Annotated in this window: 19 protein-coding genes; 10 read left to right on the forward strand and 9 right to left on the reverse strand. The window is 73.9% G+C overall.

Annotation, left to right across the window (positions count from 1 at the left end; translation table 11 throughout):
• Nucleotides 1-29: 29 nt before the first annotated feature.
• Nucleotides 30-869: a siderophore-interacting protein gene (locus O2V63_RS16165; protein WP_269168576.1), complete on the reverse strand. Its 840-nt coding sequence runs from the start codon at nt 867-869 to the stop codon at nt 30-32.
• A gap of 315 nt (nt 870-1,184) precedes the next feature.
• Between O2V63_RS16165 and O2V63_RS16170 the strand changes: the two genes are divergently transcribed.
• Nucleotides 1,185-1,394: a DUF2945 domain-containing protein gene (locus O2V63_RS16170; RefSeq protein ID WP_052090735.1), complete on the forward strand. Its 210-nt coding sequence runs from the start codon at nt 1,185-1,187 to the stop codon at nt 1,392-1,394.
• Nucleotides 1,395-1,428: 34 nt separating this feature from the next.
• A complete protein-coding gene (locus tag O2V63_RS16175) occupies nt 1,429-1,854 on the forward strand; it encodes a DUF2795 domain-containing protein (RefSeq protein WP_269168577.1) in 426 nt (141 codons plus the stop codon).
• A 61-nt stretch (nt 1,855-1,915) separates the two neighbouring features.
• Here O2V63_RS16175 and O2V63_RS16180 read toward each other — a convergent pair whose 3' ends face one another.
• On the reverse strand, nt 1,916-2,968 hold the full coding sequence (locus O2V63_RS16180; protein WP_269168578.1) for a hypothetical protein: 1,053 nt from the start codon (nt 2,966-2,968) through the stop codon (nt 1,916-1,918).
• Between the two features lie 1,002 nt (nt 2,969-3,970).
• Between O2V63_RS16180 and O2V63_RS16185 the strand changes: the two genes are divergently transcribed.
• Nucleotides 3,971-5,518: an LCP family protein gene (locus O2V63_RS16185; RefSeq protein ID WP_269168579.1), complete on the forward strand. Its 1,548-nt coding sequence runs from the start codon at nt 3,971-3,973 to the stop codon at nt 5,516-5,518.
• A gap of 27 nt (nt 5,519-5,545) precedes the next feature.
• On the opposite strand, the gene pstB is transcribed toward O2V63_RS16185, so the two are convergent.
• The 6 genes from pstB to O2V63_RS16215 all read right to left on the reverse strand — a co-directional run bounded on the left by pstB (nt 5,546) and on the right by O2V63_RS16215 (nt 11,553).
• On the reverse strand, nt 5,546-6,325 hold the full coding sequence (pstB, locus tag O2V63_RS16190) for a phosphate ABC transporter ATP-binding protein PstB (RefSeq protein ID WP_269159027.1): 780 nt from the start codon (nt 6,323-6,325) through the stop codon (nt 5,546-5,548).
• A 23-nt stretch (nt 6,326-6,348) separates the two neighbouring features.
• Complete coding sequence (gene pstA / locus O2V63_RS16195; RefSeq protein ID WP_269168580.1) at nt 6,349-7,437, reverse strand: phosphate ABC transporter permease PstA; 1,089 nt, start codon at nt 7,435-7,437, stop codon at nt 6,349-6,351.
• A complete protein-coding gene (gene pstC, locus O2V63_RS16200) occupies nt 7,437-8,384 on the reverse strand; it encodes a phosphate ABC transporter permease subunit PstC (RefSeq protein ID WP_269168581.1) in 948 nt (315 codons plus the stop codon). The genes pstA and pstC overlap by 1 nt, the downstream gene beginning before the upstream one ends.
• A gap of 124 nt (nt 8,385-8,508) precedes the next feature.
• The gene (gene pstS / locus O2V63_RS16205) at nt 8,509-9,591 is read right to left on the reverse strand and encodes a phosphate ABC transporter substrate-binding protein PstS (RefSeq protein ID WP_269168582.1); all 1,083 of its coding nucleotides are present in this window, start codon (nt 9,589-9,591) and stop codon (nt 8,509-8,511) included.
• A 272-nt stretch (nt 9,592-9,863) separates the two neighbouring features.
• Nucleotides 9,864-10,796 carry a mycothiol synthase gene (mshD, locus tag O2V63_RS16210; RefSeq protein WP_269168583.1) on the reverse strand — a complete coding sequence of 311 codons (933 nt, stop codon included), beginning with the start codon at nt 10,794-10,796 and terminating at the stop codon, nt 9,864-9,866.
• Nucleotides 10,797-10,815: 19 nt separating this feature from the next.
• Nucleotides 10,816-11,553 carry a winged helix-turn-helix transcriptional regulator gene (locus tag O2V63_RS16215; RefSeq protein WP_269168584.1) on the reverse strand — a complete coding sequence of 246 codons (738 nt, stop codon included), beginning with the start codon at nt 11,551-11,553 and terminating at the stop codon, nt 10,816-10,818.
• A gap of 183 nt (nt 11,554-11,736) precedes the next feature.
• Between O2V63_RS16215 and O2V63_RS16220 the strand changes: the two genes are divergently transcribed.
• The 7 genes from O2V63_RS16220 (at nt 11,737) to O2V63_RS16250 (ending at nt 17,929) form a co-directional block, all read left to right on the forward strand.
• Nucleotides 11,737-12,558 (forward strand): hypothetical protein, encoded by an 822-nt coding sequence (locus tag O2V63_RS16220; RefSeq protein WP_269168585.1) that lies wholly within the window; start codon nt 11,737-11,739, stop codon nt 12,556-12,558.
• 21 nt (nt 12,559-12,579) lie between these two features.
• On the forward strand, nt 12,580-13,269 hold the full coding sequence (locus O2V63_RS16225; protein ID WP_269168586.1) for an LmeA family phospholipid-binding protein: 690 nt from the start codon (nt 12,580-12,582) through the stop codon (nt 13,267-13,269).
• A 76-nt stretch (nt 13,270-13,345) separates the two neighbouring features.
• Nucleotides 13,346-13,693, forward strand: a complete 348-nt coding sequence (locus O2V63_RS16230) for a TlpA family protein disulfide reductase (RefSeq protein ID WP_269168587.1) — start codon at nt 13,346-13,348, stop codon at nt 13,691-13,693.
• Between the two features lie 275 nt (nt 13,694-13,968).
• The gene (locus O2V63_RS16235) at nt 13,969-14,796 is read left to right on the forward strand and encodes a sulfurtransferase (protein WP_269168588.1); all 828 of its coding nucleotides are present in this window, start codon (nt 13,969-13,971) and stop codon (nt 14,794-14,796) included.
• Nucleotides 14,797-14,802: 6 nt separating this feature from the next.
• A complete protein-coding gene (locus O2V63_RS16240) occupies nt 14,803-15,096 on the forward strand; it encodes a DUF1416 domain-containing protein (protein ID WP_269168589.1) in 294 nt (97 codons plus the stop codon).
• Between the two features lie 554 nt (nt 15,097-15,650).
• Nucleotides 15,651-16,223 carry an FABP family protein gene (locus O2V63_RS16245; protein ID WP_269168590.1) on the forward strand — a complete coding sequence of 191 codons (573 nt, stop codon included), beginning with the start codon at nt 15,651-15,653 and terminating at the stop codon, nt 16,221-16,223.
• 5 nt (nt 16,224-16,228) lie between these two features.
• A complete protein-coding gene (locus O2V63_RS16250; RefSeq protein WP_269168591.1) occupies nt 16,229-17,929 on the forward strand; it encodes a DUF885 domain-containing protein in 1,701 nt (566 codons plus the stop codon).
• Nucleotides 17,930-18,027: 98 nt separating this feature from the next.
• On the opposite strand, the gene O2V63_RS16255 is transcribed toward O2V63_RS16250, so the two are convergent.
• Nucleotides 18,028-18,756, reverse strand: coding sequence for a hypothetical protein (locus tag O2V63_RS16255; protein ID WP_269168592.1), 729 nt, complete (start codon nt 18,754-18,756; stop codon nt 18,028-18,030).
• Between the last annotated feature and the right edge of the window lie 121 nt (nt 18,757-18,877).

Raw genomic sequence — 18,877 nt, forward strand, 5'->3', positions numbered from 1 at the left:
GGAGCCTGGGTGTCCCGACTGCGCGGGGGTCACCCGGCCGGCGACATCGCCCGGCCGGCGCGCCAGTAGCCGATGGCGTGGTGCTGGCTCCGGCGCAGCCCCCAGCGGCCCCGCAGGTCGGCGCGCACGGCGCGGACGACGGCCGACTCGGCGCCCACCCAGGCGAAGAGGTCCTCACCCAGCGGGCGGGGCAGCGCGGCCACCGCCTCGACCAGCAGGGTGCTCGCCTCCGGCGCCGTCCCGGTCCGGTGCAGCCAGCGCAGCTCGACGCCGGTCGGGGCGGTCAGCGGTTGTTCCTCCTGCGGACCGGCCACCTCGAGCAGGGCCACGCCGCGGGTGTCCGGAGCGGCCGCGGCCAGGATCCGGCTGATCGCCGGGAGCGCGGTCTCGTCGCCGGCCAGCAGCAGCCAGCCGGCGGGGGAGACGCCCAAGGGGGCGGCGCTGGCCAGGCCCAGCACGGCGCCGGGCGTGGCGGCCGCCGCCCACGAGGCGGCCGGGCCGTCGCCGTGCAGCACGAAGTCGACGTCGACCTCACCGGCGTCCGGGTCCTGCCGGCGCGCGGTGTAGCTGCGCAGGGCGACGCCGTGGCTGCCCTGCGGCCAGACGATGCGGCCGTCGCGGGCCACCTGCGGCCAGCGCGGAGATCGGTCGTCGGCGCGGGGGACCAGCAGGGACATCGTGGGTCCGCAGGCGGCGACCACGGCGGCGGACGCGGTGAGGGTGACCCGGCGGACCGCGGGCGTCACGTCGTGCACGGCGGTCACGCTCAGCACGTCGACCGGGCGGACGGCGGGGTCGGCCGCCCCGGCGCCGGGCGCGGCTGTCGTGGGGGCGGGTTCCTCGATCGGTGCCACGTCCTCGGTCGCCACGAGGACCGACCCTAACGGGGCCGGCCCGGCCGGCCCCGGGGGAATGGGGCCAGCCGGGCCGGCGATCGTGGACGAGAACCTCACCCAACGTGACCAGTTGATCGCACTGATCAGGGAAGACGCTGTGTGCGTCCCGTCGAGTGAGCACGCTACGTGACGATCCCGCCGCCGGCACCACTGCCCGCCCGGAGACCCCCCGAACGGGTGACCGCCGTCGGGTGGGGAGATCCGGTCGACGCGCGTCGGCGCCCGATGTGTGCGCCCGTGCCGCCCCGGGCAGGCACACCGGACCGACGGTGTGAGAGGGGGCCTGCCATGGCGGAGGAGTTCTCGAAGGGCGACCACGTGAGCTGGAAGAGCCACGGCGGAACGGCCGAGGGCACGGTGAAGCGCGAGATCACCGAGGACACCGAGGCTGCCGGGCGAACGGTGCGCGCCAGCCCCGACGACCCGCAGTACGAGGTCGAGAGCGAGAAGAGCGGGGGCACCGCCGTGCACAAGCCCAGCGCACTGGAGAAGGATTGAGCGGCGCGGCGACGCCCGCACGGAGGAGGAGAACGTGAGCGAGACCGACGGCGGCTTCACCGGGAGCCGGAGCACCAAGCACAACCCGCGCCTGGACGAGGAGCTCGAGCACGAGGTCCAGGGGATGATGAAGGCCGAGCGAGCCACCCGCTCCGAGGAGTGGCGTGAGGTGGAGCCGGTCGGGGAGGACCAGCCCGACATCGACTCCGACCCGGCCGGCACCTTGGTCGGCGGGGTCCCGCAGGGCATGGACGCCGACGCGGTCGTGGCCCGGGCGGAGCTGTCCCGCTGGCTGGACCGCGCGGACTTCCCCAGCACCGGCCCGGAGCTGGTCGAGGCCGCCCGGGATCACCGGGCGCCGGACGTCGTGGCCAGCGAGCTGTCCCGGCTGCCGGAGGGCCAGGTCTTCGAGCGCATCGGGGACGTCGTCCGGGCGCTGGGCTACCCGACCGAGACCTGAGCCCCGACCCGACCGACCAGCGACCGGCGTCGCCCCCTGGGGGTGGCGCCGGTCGGTGCGTTCAGGACGAGCTGTCCGCGTCGGCCGCCTCCTCCTCGGCGATCTCCTCCGCGCCACGGCGACGGAGCAGCCGCGACCCCGGGAACCCCTTCACCACCTGGCGCATGTCCTGCACGGTCTCCACCAGGGTGTGCACGTCCGGTGCGACGTCGCTCAGCGTCAGCAGCACCGGGAGCAGGTCCTCGTCGAGGTGCACCACCAGGTCGGGGAGCCGGTCGACCAGGGTGATGATCGCGGTGACCTCGTCGGTGTGCAGCTCCTCGGCGAAGCGGGTCAGGACCGGGGCCAGCGTGGTCAACGCGGGGCGGTAGTCGTCGAGCAGCGGGGAGATCGCCGCGAGCAGCGCCTCCGCGCGGGCCAGCGTGCCGTCGGCATCGCCGGCCGTGCCCGTGACTGCGGTGAGGAGCGCATCGGCGGCATCGGTGGACCGGCTGATCCGGGCGACGGACTCGTCGGCGGCGTCGTTGGTGACGCCGATCCGGGCGACCGACCGGTCGGCGGCGTCGTTGGTCACGCCGATCCTGGCCACCGAGGCGTCCGCGGCGTCGTTCGTGACCCCGATCCGGGCGACGGCGGCGTCCGCGGCGTCGTTGGTCACCCCGATCCGTGCGACGGACTCGTCGGCGGCGTCGTTGGTGACGCCGATCCGTGCGACGGACCGGTCGGCTGCGTCGTTCGTGACGCCGATCCGGGTCACCGCGGCGTCTGCGGCGTCGTTGGTGACGCCGATCCGTGCGACGGACTCGTCGGCGGCGTCGTTGGTGACGCCGATCCGGGCGACGGCGGCGTCGGCGGCGTCGTTGGTCACCCCGATCCTCGCGACGGCCTCGTCGGCGTGGGCGCGGGTGACGTCGATGCCGGCGACCGCCACCTCGGCCCGGTCGGCGATGCGTTCCATCCGGTCGACCAGCACCCCGACGCGCTTCAGCAGCTGTTCACCCTCGCTGAGGGCCCCCACCACCCGGGGCAGCAGGGCGAGGGCCTCGGCGACGCCGTCGCGGAGGCCCTCGGCGGCGTTCAGCACGTCCGACGGTCCGGGAAAGGGCAACTTCACGGGCCCGACGCTACGGTCCGCCGGGTCAGCCTGCCGGTCGAGAGCCCTCTCCGCACGACGGGATCCGTCCGTCGCCCGCGCGTCCGGCCGGCCCGGGAGCCCACCGCCCGTATCGTGGAGCGGTCGCGCTCGCGACGGTCTCCGGCCGTCCCGGGGCGCAGGACGACCACGCAGCGAGCGGCTGCGGACAACGACGATGGGATGTCGACGCCGGTGGCGGATCAGCCGACGCGGGACGGGGCCGACGACGGTCCCCGGCGCGGCGACCGACCGACCGGCGCCGTCCCCTCTGTCCCAGGGGGCGAGCCAGGTGGTCCCGGTACGGGCGGCCCGGCCGCGCCGCTGACCGTCGCCGAGCTGCTCGCCCGCTCGGGCACGGGGGTCCGCCGGCGACGGGCGGAGCGACGGGAGGCCGGTGAGGCCACCGGCCGTCAGCAGCCGGTCGACGACGCCGGCACCCCGCTGTGGCAGCCGGGGCCGGCCCGGGGTGACGGTCCCGCCCGGCCCGGTCGGCCGGTGACCTCCGATGAGCTCGGTCCCCGGAGTGCGTGGCGGGACGGTCCGCAGCCGTCCGCCGTGCCCTCGCCGCCGGTGCTGCCGACCGGCTGGCAGCCGGCGATGCCCGGACCGGCCTCGGACCCGGAGCCCGCCACGCCGGCCCAGGAGCCGGCTGTCCGGCCCGCCCGCCCGCCGGTCGCCCCACCTGGCTCCCGCGCTCCTGCGCCTCCTGCCGTGCCGCGGGCCACGCCGTCGGCAGACCGTCGTCCCCCGTTCCCCGCCTCGGCGCCGGTCGGGTCGTCGTCGCGTCCCCCCGGCGTCCCGCAGGGCTCGGCGCCACCGGCCGACCGCAGCCAGACCGCGACGCCCTCGGCAGCGCCACCTCTCGCGCCGGTGCCCCCACGGCCGGTCCCCCAGGCGTCGCCCGGATCCGCTCCGTCCCTGTCCCCGTCCCCGGCATCGGCACAGCCATCCCGGGCAGTGGCGCCGCCACCCCCGCGACCGGTGCACCCGCCGTCGGTCACCCCCTCCGCGCCACCGCAGTACTCGGTGCCGGTGCCCGGCGTACGCCGCAGCCTGCCGGTGCCGCCGATCCCCGGTCGGGACGTGCCCGTCGTCCCCGGGGGTGCCACGGTCGCCGACCTGCCGGCGCCGCGTCCACCGGCCGGCCCGGTCCGTCGTCGGGTGACCCGGGCCGCCCTCGCGCTGGTGGCCCTGCTCGGCCTGGTGACCGCCTACTACGTCGGCCTCTACTTCTACGTCGACCGTGGGATCGACCGGGTCGACGCGCTGGTCACCGACGGCCCGGAGGTGCTGGCCCCGCAGCTCCAGGAGACCTCGTCGACCTACCTGGTGGTCGGCACCGGCGTGCCCGGGGGCAGCGGGCTGTCTGCGGTCAGCCCCGTGGTCGCACACGTCTCCGGCGACGGTGAGCAGGCGGTCCTGGTCAGCCTGCCGCCCACGGCGCTGACCGACACCCCCGTCTGCCGGACGGCGGACGGCGAGCTGCGCCAGCCCGTGACCGAGCCCTTCGCCGCCGCACTGCTCGACGGCGGGCCCTCCTGCCTGGTCCGGTCGGTGCAGCAGCTGACCGGCCTGCGGGTCGACCACTACGTGTCCGTCGACCTCGCCCGGCTGCCCGGCATGGTCGAGGCGCTCGGCGGGGTCCCGGTCTGCCCGGGGACGGGTGAACTCCAGCTGGCCGGCGCAGAGGTGACCGGGTACCTGCAGCCCGCCGCCACCGGGACCGACGTCACCGGTGCCGCGGTGGCCGAGCGCGAGCAGCGGGTGCTGGTCTCGGCACTCGACTCCGCCCTGGCGGACAGCACGCTGGCCGACCCGCTGACCCTGACCCGCTTCCTCTCCCGGGCCGGCGATGCGTTCACCGTGGACGCCGGGACGACGCTCGGGGACCTGCGGTCCTTCGGGGCCACCCTGGGTGAGCTGTCCGGGAGCGCGATCGAGCGCACCGGCCTCCCGGTCACCGAGGTGGGGCACGTGCCCAGCGGCAGCGACCAGGCGGTGGTGGTCGTCGACGCGACCGCGACCCGGCAGCTGTTCGACTCCGTCATCGACGCAGGCAGGCTGCCCGCCCCGGCCGTGGAGGACGTCGCCGACGCGGCGCCGACCGACCCCGCCCTCACCGAGCCGGCGGCCAGCGACCCGGTGCCCGAGGGGACGACGGTCTCCGTGGCGCCGGCCGGGGTGACCGTGGACGTGCTGGACGGTTCCGGTGCCGGGCGCACGGGCGAGGTGGCCGACGGCCTGGCCGCCGCGGGGTTCCGGGTCGGTGCCCGGGGCATCGAGCCGGCCGCCGTGCAGCGCACCGTGGTCCGGTACGGCCCGGCGGCGCTGGAGCCGGCACGCACCGTGGCGGCGGCCGTGCCCGGCGCCGTGCTGGTGGAGACCGCCCTGGTCGGCTCGGCGGTGCAACTGGTCGTCGGGCCGGAGTTCACCGGGCTGGCTCCCGTCGACATCGGCACCCCGGTGCCCACGACAGCGGCCCCGGACCCCGCTGTCGCAGGGGCCGAGGCCGCATCATCCTGCAGCTGAGCGGCGGTACCACCGCTCAGCGGAGCATCACCCGAACCGGCCGGAGATGTAGTCCTCCGTGGCCTTCTCGTCGGGGTTGCTGAAGATCTTCTCGGTGGGGTTGTACTCGATCAGCCGGCCGGGCTGGCCCACCCCGTTGAGGTTGAAGAAGCCGGTGGTCTCGCTGACCCGCGCGGCCTGCTGCATGTTGTGCGTGACGATGACGATGGTGAACTGCTCCTTGAGCTCCATCATCAGGTCCTCCACGGCCAGCGTGGAGATCGGGTCGAGGGCCGAGCAGGGCTCGTCCATCAGCAGCACCTCGGGCTGGATGGCGATGGCCCGGGCGATGCACAGCCGCTGCTGCTGACCACCGGAGAGCCCCGAGCCCGGGCGGTTCAGCCGGTCCTTGACCTCGTTCCAGAGGTTCGCGCCCTTGAGCGAGCGCTCGACCAGGTCGTCCATGTCGCTCTTGCTGGTCTTCTTGGCGTTCAGCCGCAGGCCCGCCGCGACGTTGTCGTAGATCGACATCGTCGGGAACGGGTTCGGCCGCTGGAAGACCATGCCGATCTGCCGGCGGACGTCGACCGGGTCGACGTCGGAGCCGTAGAGGTCCTGCCCCTCGATGACGACCTTCCCCTCGACGCGCGCGCCGGGGATCACCTCGTGCATCCGGTTGAGGGCGCGGAGGAACGTCGACTTGCCGCAGCCCGAGGGGCCGATCAGGGCGGTGATGCTGCGCGGCTCGATGGAGAGGTTGACACCTTCCACGGCCTTGAAGTTGCCGTAGTAGATGTCCAGGTCCGAGACGTCGATGCGCTTGGCCACGTGGTGTTCCTCCGGGTTTCGGGTCAGCGACTTGTCTTGGGGGCGAAGAGGCGGCTGATCAGGCGGGCGACCACGTTGAGGCCCATGACCAGGATGATGAGCACCAGGGCGGCTGTCCAGGCCCGGTCGATCCCTTCCTGCGGTGGCACGCCCGGTTGGGTCAGCTGGTAGTAGGCGTAGACCGGGAGGGTCGCCATCCGCCCGTCGAACGGGTTGAAGTTGGTGGCGTTGGTGATGCCCACCGTGATCAGCAGCGGCGCGGTCTCGCCGATCACCCGGGCGATGGCCAGGGTGACGCCCGTGGCGAGACCGGCGATGGCGGTCGGGATGACCACCTTGAGGATCGTGCGCCACTTGGGCACGCCGAGGGCGTAGGCGGCCTCGCGGAGCTCGTTCGGGACGAGCTTGAGCACCTCCTCCGCGGAACGCACGACCACCGGGATCATCAGCACCGACAGCGCCACCGCGCCCATGATCCCCAGCCGGATGCCCGGGCCGAAGATGAGCACGAACAGCGCGTAGGCGAAGAGGCCGGCGACGATGGAGGGGATGCCGGTCATCACGTCGATGAAGAAGGTGATCGACCGCTTGAGCCGGCCGGTGCCGTACTCGACCAGGTAGATCGCGGTCATCAGACCGATCGGCACCGAGATCAGCGTGGTGAGCGCCGTGATGATCAGCGTGCCCATGATCGCGTGGTACGCGCCACCGCCCGGGCCGATGACGCCCTGCAGGGACGCGGTGAAGAACTCGGCGTCGAAGCGCTCGGCCCCGCGGCGGACGACCTCGTAGACCAGCGAGACCAGCGGCACCATCGCGATCCCGAAGGCGCTGACCACCAGGCAGGTGATCAGCCGGTCGGTTGCCTTGCGCGAGCCCTCGGTCACCCGGGAGAGCAGGTAGGTGCCCAGCGTGCCCAGCACCACCGTGTAGATGACGAAGAGGACGATGTTCCAGCCGGTCAGCAGCGAGATCGCCAGCGCGACCGCGGCGGCGGCACCGAACACCGCCCACGGCACCCACGGCGCCTGCTTCTCGTGGCCGCCCAGAGCGCCCTGGGACGGCGCCGAGGTGGCCGGTCCGGCGCTGGACTGCTGGGTGGAGGTGCTCATCAGTTCGCTCCGGAGAAGTCGGCCCGGCGGCTGACGACCCACCGGGCGAGCATGTTGACCAGGAGGGTGATCACGAACAGCGCCAGGCCACTGGCGATCAGGGTGTTGACACCCAGACCGGTCTCCTCCGGGAACTGCAGCGCGATGTTGGCCGCGATGGTCTGCGGGTTGGCGCTGGTGATGAGCGCCCAGGTGATCCCGGCGGCCGAGCCGGAGAGGATGATCGCCACGGCCATGGTCTCGCCGAGCGCGCGGCCCAGGCCGAGCATCGAACCGCCGATGATGCCGGACTTGCCGTAGGGGATGACCGCCATCTTGATCATCTCCCAGCGGGTGGCGCCCAGGGCGAGGGCGGCCTCGGTGTGCAGCGTCGGCACCTGGCTGAACACCTCGCGGGAGATGGCGCTGACGATCGGCAGGATCATCACCGCGAGCACCAGGCCGATGGTCAGCATGGTGCGGCCGCTCGAGGAGACCGGTCCGGTGAAGAACGGGATGAAGCCGAGGTTCTCCTCGAGCCAGCGGTAGAAGGGCACCAGCCGGGGAGCGAGCCAGGCGATGCCCCAGAAGCCGTAGACGATGCTCGGGATGGCGGCGAGCAGGTCGACCACGTAGCCCAGCCCGGCGGCCAGCTTGCGCGGCGCGTAGAAGGTGATGAACAGCGCGATCGCCACCGCCAGCGGCGTGGCGACCAGCAGAGCGATCATCGCGGAGAGCAGGGTGCCGAAGATCAGCGGCCCGATGTAGGAGGCGAGGCCACCGTCACCGGGGATCTCGTCCGGGGAGGCCGTCAGCGCCGGGACCGACTCGCTGATCAGGAAGAGGGCCACCCCGGCGAGGATGACCAGGATGAGGATGCCCGCGCCCTTGGCGGTGCCGGCGAAGATGCGGTCACCGGGCCGGCTCTTGGGCTGCTGGGCGGGTGGTGCGCTGGTGGTGGAGGTCACCGATCGCTCCGGGGGGCTCGTACCGCTGGATGCTGGGAGGCGTGCAGTGGGGCATGCACCACGGCGGCCCGGGGTGTCCGGGTGGACACTCCGGGCCGCCGCAGCGCGCTGCTGACCGGCTCGATCAGCCGGCAGCCGTGATGGCGTCGATCGCACCCTGCGCCTGCTCGCGCAGGTTGTCCGAGATGGGCGCGCTGCCCGCGGCCTCGGCCGCGGCCTGCTGGCCCTCCTCGCTGACCACGTAGCTCATGAAGTCCGCGACCAGGTCGGCGGTCTCCTGGTCCTCGTACTCGACACAGCCGACGTGGTAGCTGATCAGCACGATCGGGTAGTTGCCCGACTCGGTGGTGTCGCGGGCGAGCTCGATGGCGAAGTCGTACTCGCCGCGGCCCTCCAGCGTCTCCGAGTTCTCCACCACGGCGGCGGCGGCCTCGGCGGTGGGCTCGACGAACTCCTCGCCCACGCCGATGTTCGCCACGCCGAGGTCGCCGGCCTGGCTCAGGTCGGCGTAGCCGATGCTGCCGTTGCCGGCCCCGACGGCGCTGACCACGCCCGAGGTGCCCTGGGCGGCCTCGCCACCGGAGACCGGCCAGTCACCACTGGCCTCGTGCGGCCAGGCGTCGCCGGCCGCAGCGACCAGGTACTCGGTGAAGTTCTCCGTGGTGCCGGACTCGTCACTCCGGTTGACCGGGGTGATGGGGAGGTCCGGCAGGGTGGCGTCCGGGTTGTCCGCCGCGATCGCCGGGTCGTTCCAGTTGGTGATCTGCTGGTTGAAGATGCCGGCGAGGACCTCGGGGGAGAGGTTCAGCTCGTCGACGCCCTCGAGGTTGTAGACCACGGCGATCGGCGCGATGTAGTTGGCCAGCTCGAAGATGCCGGACTCGCCGCAGCGCTCCTCGGCCTGCGCGAGCTCCTCCTCGTCGAGCGAGGCGTCCGAGCCGGCGAAGTCGGTGCCGCCGGCCAGGAACTGCTCACGGCCACCGCCGGAGCCGATCGGGTCGTAGTTGACCGTCACATCGGGCTGGACGCTGGAGTAGCCGGCGGTCCAGCCCTGCATGGCCGCCTGCTGGCTGCTGGCGCCGGCGCCGACGAGGGTGCCGCTGAGCTCCTCGCCGCTGTCGCCCCCGGAAGCGGTGCCCGAACCGGTCTCCTCGTTCGAGGCGCCGCACGCGGCGAGAGCGAGGGTGGCGGCGAGCGCTGCGGACACGGCCGCGGTGCGCGTCGTGGTGCTGAGCTTCAACTCAGTGGCCTTTCGACTGGTGTGTGCCCGGACGTCGGAGCCGGGCAGGGAAGATCGAACGACGAGGACGCTAAGCAGCCCAGATGGACGGATCCAGGTGCGTCGATGAACGCGGGGTGAACGCGGACTGAGACTTGGCCCACGAAACGAGAGACGCTGTACGTCCAACGGGTGAACCGCCGCGTGGCGGGGCGCCGACGGGCGGATCGGGCCGCTCAGCGGCACGGCCACGAGGGCGCTCAGCGACGGGGTGCGCGCCGCCAGGAGACGTCGACGGCGTGCCGGGTGAACCCGCTCCGCTCGTAGAGCGCGACGGCGGTGGTGTTCTCCTCCTCGACGTAGAGGAGCACGGCGGACAGCCCACGGGCACGCAGGTGCGCCAGCCCCACGTCGGTCAGGGCCCTCCCCAGCCGCATCCCCTGCGCGTCCGGGTCGATGCCCAGCACGTAGATCTCGCCGATCGGCTCGTCGCCGGCGTCGCCGGCCGGGTGCACCTTGGTCCAGTGGAAGCCCAGCAGCTCCTGCCCGCCCGGCGTCTCCCGCCAGGCGAGGAAGAACCCGGCCGGGTCGAACCAGGCCTCGGCCTCGCGCAGGGTCAGGTCGCCGCGGGTCCACCGGCCCTGCTCCGGGTGGGAGGCGAAGGCGCGGGCGTTCACCCGCAGCCAGGCGTCCTCGTCGGTGGCCGGCCGGAACGTCGCGACGGACACCCCGTCGGGCAGCGCCGGCCGGGGTGTGGGGTCGACCCCGTCCAGTGGCCGGCGCATCTGCAGCAGCACGCGCGCCCGGTCGTAGCCGCGGCGGCGGGCGAGCTCTGCCGAACCGGGCAGCTCACCGTGGGCCCACACGCGCAGCGGACGATCGGCGGCGAGCTCCTCGACCCGGGTGACCAGGGCGGTGCCCACGCCGCGACGGCGACTGGCCGGGGCCACGACGAGCTCCGCCTCGGCCTCCGGGTCGCCGGGCGGGAGCTCGAGTCGGGCGTAGCCGAGCAGCGTGCCGGCGTCGTCCCGCACGGTGAGGTCGACGCCACCGACCGGGCCGCCGTGCTGCAGTCGCAGCTCGGACTCCTCGGAGACCGGCCGGACACCGTCGGCTGCCAGCGCGGCCTCGAGCAGGGCCCGCACCTCGCCCACGGCGGCGGCGGGGAGCCGCTCGGCGACCTCGACCTGCACCGGGTTCAGCGGACCGGGCTCAGGAGAGCGGGACGGTGGTGTCGATCGCCGCCACGTTGGCCGCGGCGGTCGCGTCGGCGACCTGCTGGTCGAGCTTGTAGCCGACGTTGCGCACGGTGCCGATCAGCGCCTCGTGCTCGGCGCCGAGCTTGGCGCGCAGCCGGCGGACGTGGACGTCGACGGTGCGGGTGCCGCCGAAGTAGTCGTAGCCCCAGATCTCCTGCAGCAGCTGGGCGCGGGAGAAGACCCGGCCCGGATGCTGGGCGAGGTACTTGAGGAGCTCGAACTCCTTGTACGTGAGGTCGAGTGGGCGGCCGCGGAGCTTTGCCGAGTAGCTGTGCTCGTCGATGACCAGCTCGCCGGCCTTCGTCACGCCACCCTCCGCGCCGTCGGCGGGGGCCGCGGCGGCCAGCCGGCGGGCGGCGGCCCACTTGAGCCGGGCGTCGACCTCGGCCGGGCCGGCGGTGTCGAGCACGACGTCGTCGACGCCCCAGTCGGCCGACAGCGCGACGAGGCCCCCCTCGGCCAGCACTGCGACCAGCGAGGCGGCGACGCCCGTCGAGGCCAGCAGTGAGCACAGGGTCCGGGCGGAGACGAGGTCGTGCCGGGCGTCTACCAGGACGACGTCCCCGGCGTCACCGTCGAGCAGACTGGACAGCTCGGGGGGCACGACGCGCACCTGGTGGGCCAACAGCCCGAGCGCGGGGAGGACCTCCGTGGTGGCCTGACGGGCCGAGGTCATGAGCACGAGTCGCATGTCGTCTCCTTCACTGGGCGGACCCAGGCCGTCGACCGCGCTGTCGAGGTGAGGCTGCAGGATAGCGGACGTGCCCTGCCGTCCCGGCGAAGTCGTGACCCGCGGCACGGTCCGGTCGCGCGCCGGCGACACGACGACGCCGGCACGCTCGGCGGTCCGGCCACTCTCTGCGAGGATCGCGGGGTGACGCAGGCCGCCCCGGACACGCAGCTGTCCCCGCGCGCCCACCACCTGCCGGCGGCCGGCCTGGTCGTCGTGGTGGCCGCGGTGGCCGTCGGGTTGCCCGCTGCGCTCGGTGACACGGGATGGGTCGCCTCGGTGGCGCTGCTCCAGCTGGGCCTGGTCGCCGGCTGGGTGGTCGCCACCGGCATCCGTGGCTTCGTGGGCTCCCTCGCCCTGGGCGGCGCCGCGGCGGTCGCGGCCGACGCGGCGATGCTCCTCCCGGCCCGCCCGCAGCTGGACTGGCTGCTGGCGGTGCTCGGCCTGGGGTTCCTGGCCGCCGTCGTCCACCAGATGACCCGCCCGGCACCCCGCCGCTACCTCGTCGCCTCCCTGGCCGGCGTCGTCCTGCTGGTGTGCTCGGTCTGTGCGCTTGCGGTGCTGCTGGGGGTCTCCCGGCTGGAAGGCGGGACGCAGGCGCTGGAGACGGCGGTGCTGGTGGTCGGTGCCGCACTGCTGGTCGGTCACCTCGTCGACCTCGTGCTGCCCCGCCCGGAGATCACCCCGGACGTGCCCCGGGGCCTGCTCGGGGTCGTCCTCGCCGTGCTGGCCGCCACGGGGGTGGCCCTGCTGGACCGCGAGGGCGACGCGCTCGTCGACGCCCTGTCGGCGGCCATCTACGGCGCGGCACTGGGCGGGGCAGCCGCGCTGACGGCGCTGGGCGCCTCCTACGTCGTGGCCGAGCGCGGCGGGTGGAGCTGGGCGCTGCCGGTGGTGCAGGCGGTGCTCCCGCTGGCCGCCGTCGCCCCGGTGGCCTACGCGCTCGCCTCCTATGGCACCGGCTGAGCGGCAGGGGAGACTCGACGCGTGAAGGCACTGCTGATCGTCCTGCTGCTCGCCCTCGGCCTGCTCTTCCTGGTCGACCGGGTCGGCGTCGCCGTCGCCGAGGGGCAGGTCGCCGACCAGCTCGCTGAGCGCGGTGGGCTGGCCGGTACGCCGGAGGTCGAGATCACCGGGTTCCCGTTCCTCACCCAGGCGGTGGCCGGTCGCTACGACGAGGTGCGGATCAGCCTGACCGCCGAGCAGCTCGGCGAGCCGGCCGGCACCCGCGCCGACGTGCAGCTGTACGGGGTGCAGGTGCCGTTGTCCGACGTGATCTCCGGGTCGGTCCAGGAGATCCCGGTTGAGCAGGTCGACGGGACGGCGACGCTCTCCTACGAGCTGCTCGCCCAGCAGCTCGGCGGCGACACCCGGCTGGCCCCGGAGGGCGACCGGCTGCGGATCGACCGCACGGTCGACCTGGCCGGGATCGAGGTCCCGGTCATCGCCCGGGGCACCGTCACCCTCGACGGACAGGACCTGGTGGTCGACGTCGAGGACGCATCGGCGGCGGGCGTCGACGTCCCCGGTTTCGTGATGGACCGGGCCGCCGACCTGCTGGACTTCCGGTACCCGGTGCCGGAGCTGCCCTTCGGGCTGGAGCTGACCAGCGTCGACCCCGGGGACGACGGCGTCCTGGTGGTGGTGGCGGCGACCGACACGGTGCTGCAGGGCTGACCGGTGCTGCAGGGCTGACCGGTGCCGCGCGGCTGCTCGGCGGAATGTGCCCGGCGGGGCGCCCGTTGCCCCTCAGGTGGACACGACGACCAGCACCACCGACGCCACGGCCGCCCTCGCCGGGCTGGGCGTGCGTCCGGCGGAGGCGGAGCTGACCGTCGTCCAGTTCTCCACGGCCTTCTGTGGGCCGTGCCGGGCCACCCGTGCCCGGCTGCAGCGCCTGGAGTCGACCCATCCCGGGTTGTCCTACGTGCACGTGGACGCCGAGAGCCACCTGGACGAGGTCCGGGCGCTGGACGTGCGGGTCACGCCGACGCTGATCTGGCTGGACGGCGCCGGGACGGTGGTGGCCCGCAACACCGGCGCGCCGGGGCCGGCTGAGCTGGCCGCTCTGGTGACCGCTCACGTGAGGTCGGGGCGATGATCCGCTACCCTCGCGCCGTGGGCCCCCTGCTGACCTCGCGCCGCACAGTCGACCTGTGCCGCGTCGGCAGCTCCCGCTGTCCGGCCTGCTGAGGCCGCACCCCCGCGCCGGAGACCCCGTCCCGCGCCGCTCTCCGCACGCCCTGGCCGACCCCCGCCGGATGTGCGTTCCGGTGGACACCGGCTCGGTGGTCCCGCACGGGATCGGCACCCGTTCCAGATCTGCACCGCACGACGTCCGCACCATCCGCCCCACCTGATGGAGGAACCACACTCATGAGCCGTAGCGACGTGCTCGTCACCGCCGACTGGGCCCAGGAGCACCTGGGTGACCCCGGCATCGTCTTCGTCGAGGTCGACGAGGACACCAGCGCCTACGACGGCGGCCACCTCGAAGGTGCCGTAAAGCTGGACTGGAAGACCGACCTGCAGGACCCGCTGCGCCGCGACTTCGTCGGCCGTGAGGCGTTCGAGGCGCTGCTCTCCTCGCGCGGCATCGGCAACGACGACACCGTGGTGCTGTACGGCGGCAACAACAACTGGTTCGCCGCCTACGCGTACTGGTACTTCAAGCTATACGGGCACCGCGACGTGAAGCTGATCGACGGTGGCCGCAAGAAGTGGGAGCTCGACGGCCGCCCGCTGTCCAAGGACACCGTGGAGCGCCCGGCCACCACCTACCGCGCCAGCGAGCCCGACCTCTCGATCCGCGCCTTCCGCGACGAGGTCGTGTCCTCGATCGGCAGCAAGAACATCATCGACGTCCGCTCGCCCGACGAGTTCTCCGGCAAGATCCTCGCCCCGGCGCACCTGCCGCAGGAGCAGGCGCAGAAGGGCGGGCACGTCCCCACGGCGATGAACATCCCGTGGAGCAAGGCGGCCAACGAGGACGGCACGTTCAAGAGCGACGACGACCTGGCCAAGCTCTACGCCGAGCAGGGCTACGACGAGAGCAAGCCGACCATCGCCTACTGCCGCATCGGCGAGCGCTCCAGCCACACCTGGTTCGTGCTGCGCGAGCTGCTCGGCAAGTCCGACGTCAAGAACTACGACGGCTCCTGGGTCGAGTACGGCTCGCTGGTCGGCGTCCCGATCGAGAAGTGAGCTGACATGTGCGGAGCCCCGAAGCAGGGCGGCAGCCTGGCCGGTGTCGACCTGAGCACCCAGACCGTCATCCAGGGATCGGTGTGGCACGACGGCACCCCGGTGGCCGGCGCGTACGTGCGGCTGCTGGACGCCACCGACGAGTTCACCGCCGAGGTGGTGACCAGTCCGGAGGGTGAGTTCCGGTTCTTCGCCGCGCCGGGGCACTGGACGCTGCGCACCCTGGCGCCGGTCGGCCGCGCCGAGCGCGCGATCGACGCCGAGGTCGGGCTGAACGAGACCACGCTCGCCATCGACTGACGTCGGCCGCGTCCCCCAGCGCCCGCTCCGGCTCCGGCCGGGGCGGGCGCTGTCGTCTGCGAGGCGGCGGACCACCACGCGACGGCCAGGTCGGCGCACGCGCGTGAACGGCCCTGGTCAGAAGCCGAGCAGGGGTGCCACCGGCCCAGTCGCACCTGCTGCGCCAGCTGGCGACCCTGCGTCGGGGCAGGCGGGCCTGGGTGAGCGGCGTGCCGTGGCCGGTGCTCCGGGCGGTCGGGCTCGCCGCGCCGGTGATGCGGGAGGTCGTGGAGATCCGGCACCAGTGGACGCCCCGTTCGTCCTCGACGCGACCGAGACGACCGAGACGTTCGGCCTGCGGCCCACACCCTGGGACGACGTCGTCCGGGCGACCACCGCGACAGGTGTGCCGGTCCGACCCGGGGCACCGCAGTCCGGGACGGGCGGCGCGGATACCGTGGCGGCATGGGTCTGTTCTCCGCCTGGGTGCTCATCACCCTCGTCGCACTGGTCGCGCTGGGCTTCGCCGCCTCGGCGTGGCGGGTCGCCCGCGCCGAGCGTCCGGGGCGCGCACGATGAGCGCCCCCGTCCCGCCCGGCCTGCCGACCGGGCCGGTCGCCGGTCCGACCGAGCTGCCGGTCCCGGACACCGTCGACGTCCGCGAGGGGCCCGAGGTGGCCCACGAGCTGCTGTCGGTGCTGCCACTGCTGGGCGAGTGGCACGGGGAGGGTCAGGCCGCCGGCACCGGCGGCGACCACCGCTTCGGGCAGTGGGTCCGGTTCGCCCACGACGGGCGCGACTTCCTCAGCTACGAGTCGCGCACCTGGCGGCTGTCCGACGACGGCCAGGTGGCCGGCCCGGAGCAGCGGGAGTCCGGCTTCTGGCGGCCCCGCGGCGAGGAGGAGGTCGAGCTGCTGGTGAGCTCCCCGGCCGGCCTGGTCGAGATCTACGTCGGCACGGCCCGGACGACGACCAGCTGGGAGCTCGACAGCGACGTGCTGGCCCGTACCCCCGACCACCCCGACACCAGCCGGGCCAAGCGGCTCTACGGCATCGTCGACGGCGCCCTGCTCTACGCCGTCGACCGGGCGGCAGGCGACCAGCCGCTGCGCCCCACCATGTCCGCCCGCCTGGAGAGGATCCGCTGAACCCCGTGACGCAGCCCGCCACCACCCCCCGTCAGGTCGCCGACCGCTACGTCGACGCGGTCTGCGACCTGGACCCGATCGTCGCCACCCAGCTGGGCACCCGCCCCGGTGACGACCGGCTGCCCGACACCAGCCCGACCGGGCTGGCCGCCGAGGCCGAGCTGATCCGGGCCACGCTCGCCGAGCTGGACCGCGTGCTGGCCGCGGACCCGTCCCTGGACGACGACCCGGTGGAGCGCCGCTGCGCGCGGCTGCTGCGGGAGCGGCTCACGGCTGCGCTGGACCTGCACGAGGCCGGCGAGGACCTGCGGGCGGTGTCCAACCTCTTCTCCCCGGTGCACTCCATCCGGCAGGTCTTCTCGATGATGCCGACCCGGACCCCGGAGGACTGGGCGGTGCTGGCCCGTCGGCTCGCCCGGGTGCCGGCGGCCTACCGCGGTTACCGCGAGTCGCTGAGCGCCGGGGCCGCGCAGGGCCTGTTCGCCGCGCCCCGCCAGGTGCACACCGTCGTCGGGCAGCTCGACGAGTGGCTGGCCGGCCCGTACTTCGCCGGGCTGGTCGCGGCCGGCCCCGACGAGGTGCGCGCCGAGCTGGACGCCGCAGCTGCTGCGGCCGACGCCGCGGTCGCCGCCGTCCGCGACTTCCTCCGGGACACCTACGCTCCGCAGGCCGAGGGCACCCCCGACGCGGTCGGCCGGGAGCGGTACGCCCGGTTCGCCCGCTCGTGGAACGGCTCGGACCTCGGCACCGGCACCGGCCTGGAGGAGGCCTACGCCTGGGGCTGGGCCGAGCACCAGCGGATCCTGGCCGAGCAGCGCCTCGAGGCCGAGAAGGTGCTCCCGGGGGCCACCCCGATGGAGGCGATGCGCTGGCTCGCCGAGCACGGCGAGGCCGTCGAGGGCGTGGAGCCGGTCCGGCAGCGGCTGCAGGCGATGATGGACTCCGCGATCGAGGTCCTTGACGGGGTGCACTTCGACATCGCCGGCCCGGTGCGCCGGGTGGAGGCGATGATCGCCCCGCCGGGGAGCGCCGCGGCGCCGTACTACACCCGGCCGACCCAGGACTTCTCCCGTCCCGGCCGCACCTGGCTGCCGACGCTGGGTCGGGAGCGCTTCCCGCTGTGGGACCTGGTCTCGACCTGGTACCACGAGGGCGTCCCCGGTCATCACCTGCAGCTCGCGCAGTGGGCCTACGTCTCCGGCGACCTGTCGTCCTACCAGACCTCGCTGGGGTCGGTCGGGGCCAACGTCGAGGGCTGGGCGCTCTACGCCGAGCGGCTGATGGACGAGCTCGGCTTCCTGACCGACCCCGGGGCCCGGCTGGGCTACCTGGACGCGCAGCAGATGCGCGCCGTCCGGGTCGTGGTCGACATCGGCATGCACCTGGAGCTGCCGATCCCCGACGACGCCGAGGGCGCCGTCGCCGCGCACCGGGGGGAGCCGTGGACGCCGGAGCTGGCGCGGGCCTTCTTCGGGGAGAACTGCGGCCGGGACGCCGACTTCCTGGACAGCGAGCTGGTCCGCTACCTCGGCATGCCCGGGCAGGCGATCAGCTACAAGCTGGGGGAGCGGGCCTGGCTGGCCGGCCGGGAGGCGGCCCAGCAGGCGCGGGGCGCCGACTTCGACCTGAAGGCCTGGCACATGGCCGCGCTCTCCCAGGGCAGCCTCGGCCTCGACGACCTGGCCGCCGAACTCGCCCAGCTCTGACGCCCTGCCGCCACCAAGATGGCCATTGTGGTGGCGACTGGAGCCGGTAGGGCCAAGATCGCGACTTTGGCCCTACCGGCGGTCGGGGGCCTGGGGCGTCAGCTGTCGGGGGCGTCGGGTGGGGTCGGGTTGACCTGGTCGGCGTCCCAGGTGGTGCGTTGGCCGGGCGCCGCGGGGACGACCTCCAGGCCGTCGACGGCGAACAGCTCGGCGATGCAGGCGGCGCTGCCCCCCACGTAGGTGCTGACCAGGTCGATGTCGGTCACCACGCACCAGGCGCGGTCGGCCGGCCACCACAGGTTGGCGCTCTGCTCGAACGGCTCGGCGGCCATGTTCTGTGCGGCCAGCTCGATCGGCCCGTTGATCAGCCAGTACTCGCGGTCGGGCAGGCTCAGCGTCGGGTGGTCGGTGATGACGGCGCCGCCCTGGGCCACGGCGAACCAGCAGACGTCGGGGGTGGTCGTCCAGCGGGAGAGCACCGCGACCAGGCGTTCGGCGACCGGGGCGGGGAGGTGACCGCGGGCGGGGGCACCGTGCCACAGCGGCGACTGGTCGTCGTTCTCGAAGTACTCCATCGCGCCGGTGACCGAGCCCCACTGCATCAGCGGGTGCACGGTGGTGCCGTTGGCGGCTGCGACGGAGGCCCAGGGGACCTCGACGTCGTCGTCCCCCACGTACCGCACGGCCGGGTGGAAGACCCGGGCCACGGCCTCGAAGGAAGAGGGGACCAGCGCGGCCACGGTCGCCGGCGTGGCGGACGCGGCGGACTCGGCGAGCCAGATGCCGGCCGAGGTGTCCAGGGCGACGGAGCGACCGGTGAACTGCACGCCCGACTCCTCCCCCCAGACAACGGACAACCCCCGGGCTGCTCCGTGGCGCTGTACCCACCGTGGTGGGGAGCGGCTCACGGGCCGACTGGACAACGTCGGCAGCCCGGGGGTCGGGTGA

The sequence above is a fragment of the Modestobacter sp. VKM Ac-2977 genome (assembly GCF_026968045.1).
In the GTDB taxonomy this organism is placed as follows: Bacteria; Actinomycetota; Actinomycetes; order Mycobacteriales; family Geodermatophilaceae; genus Modestobacter.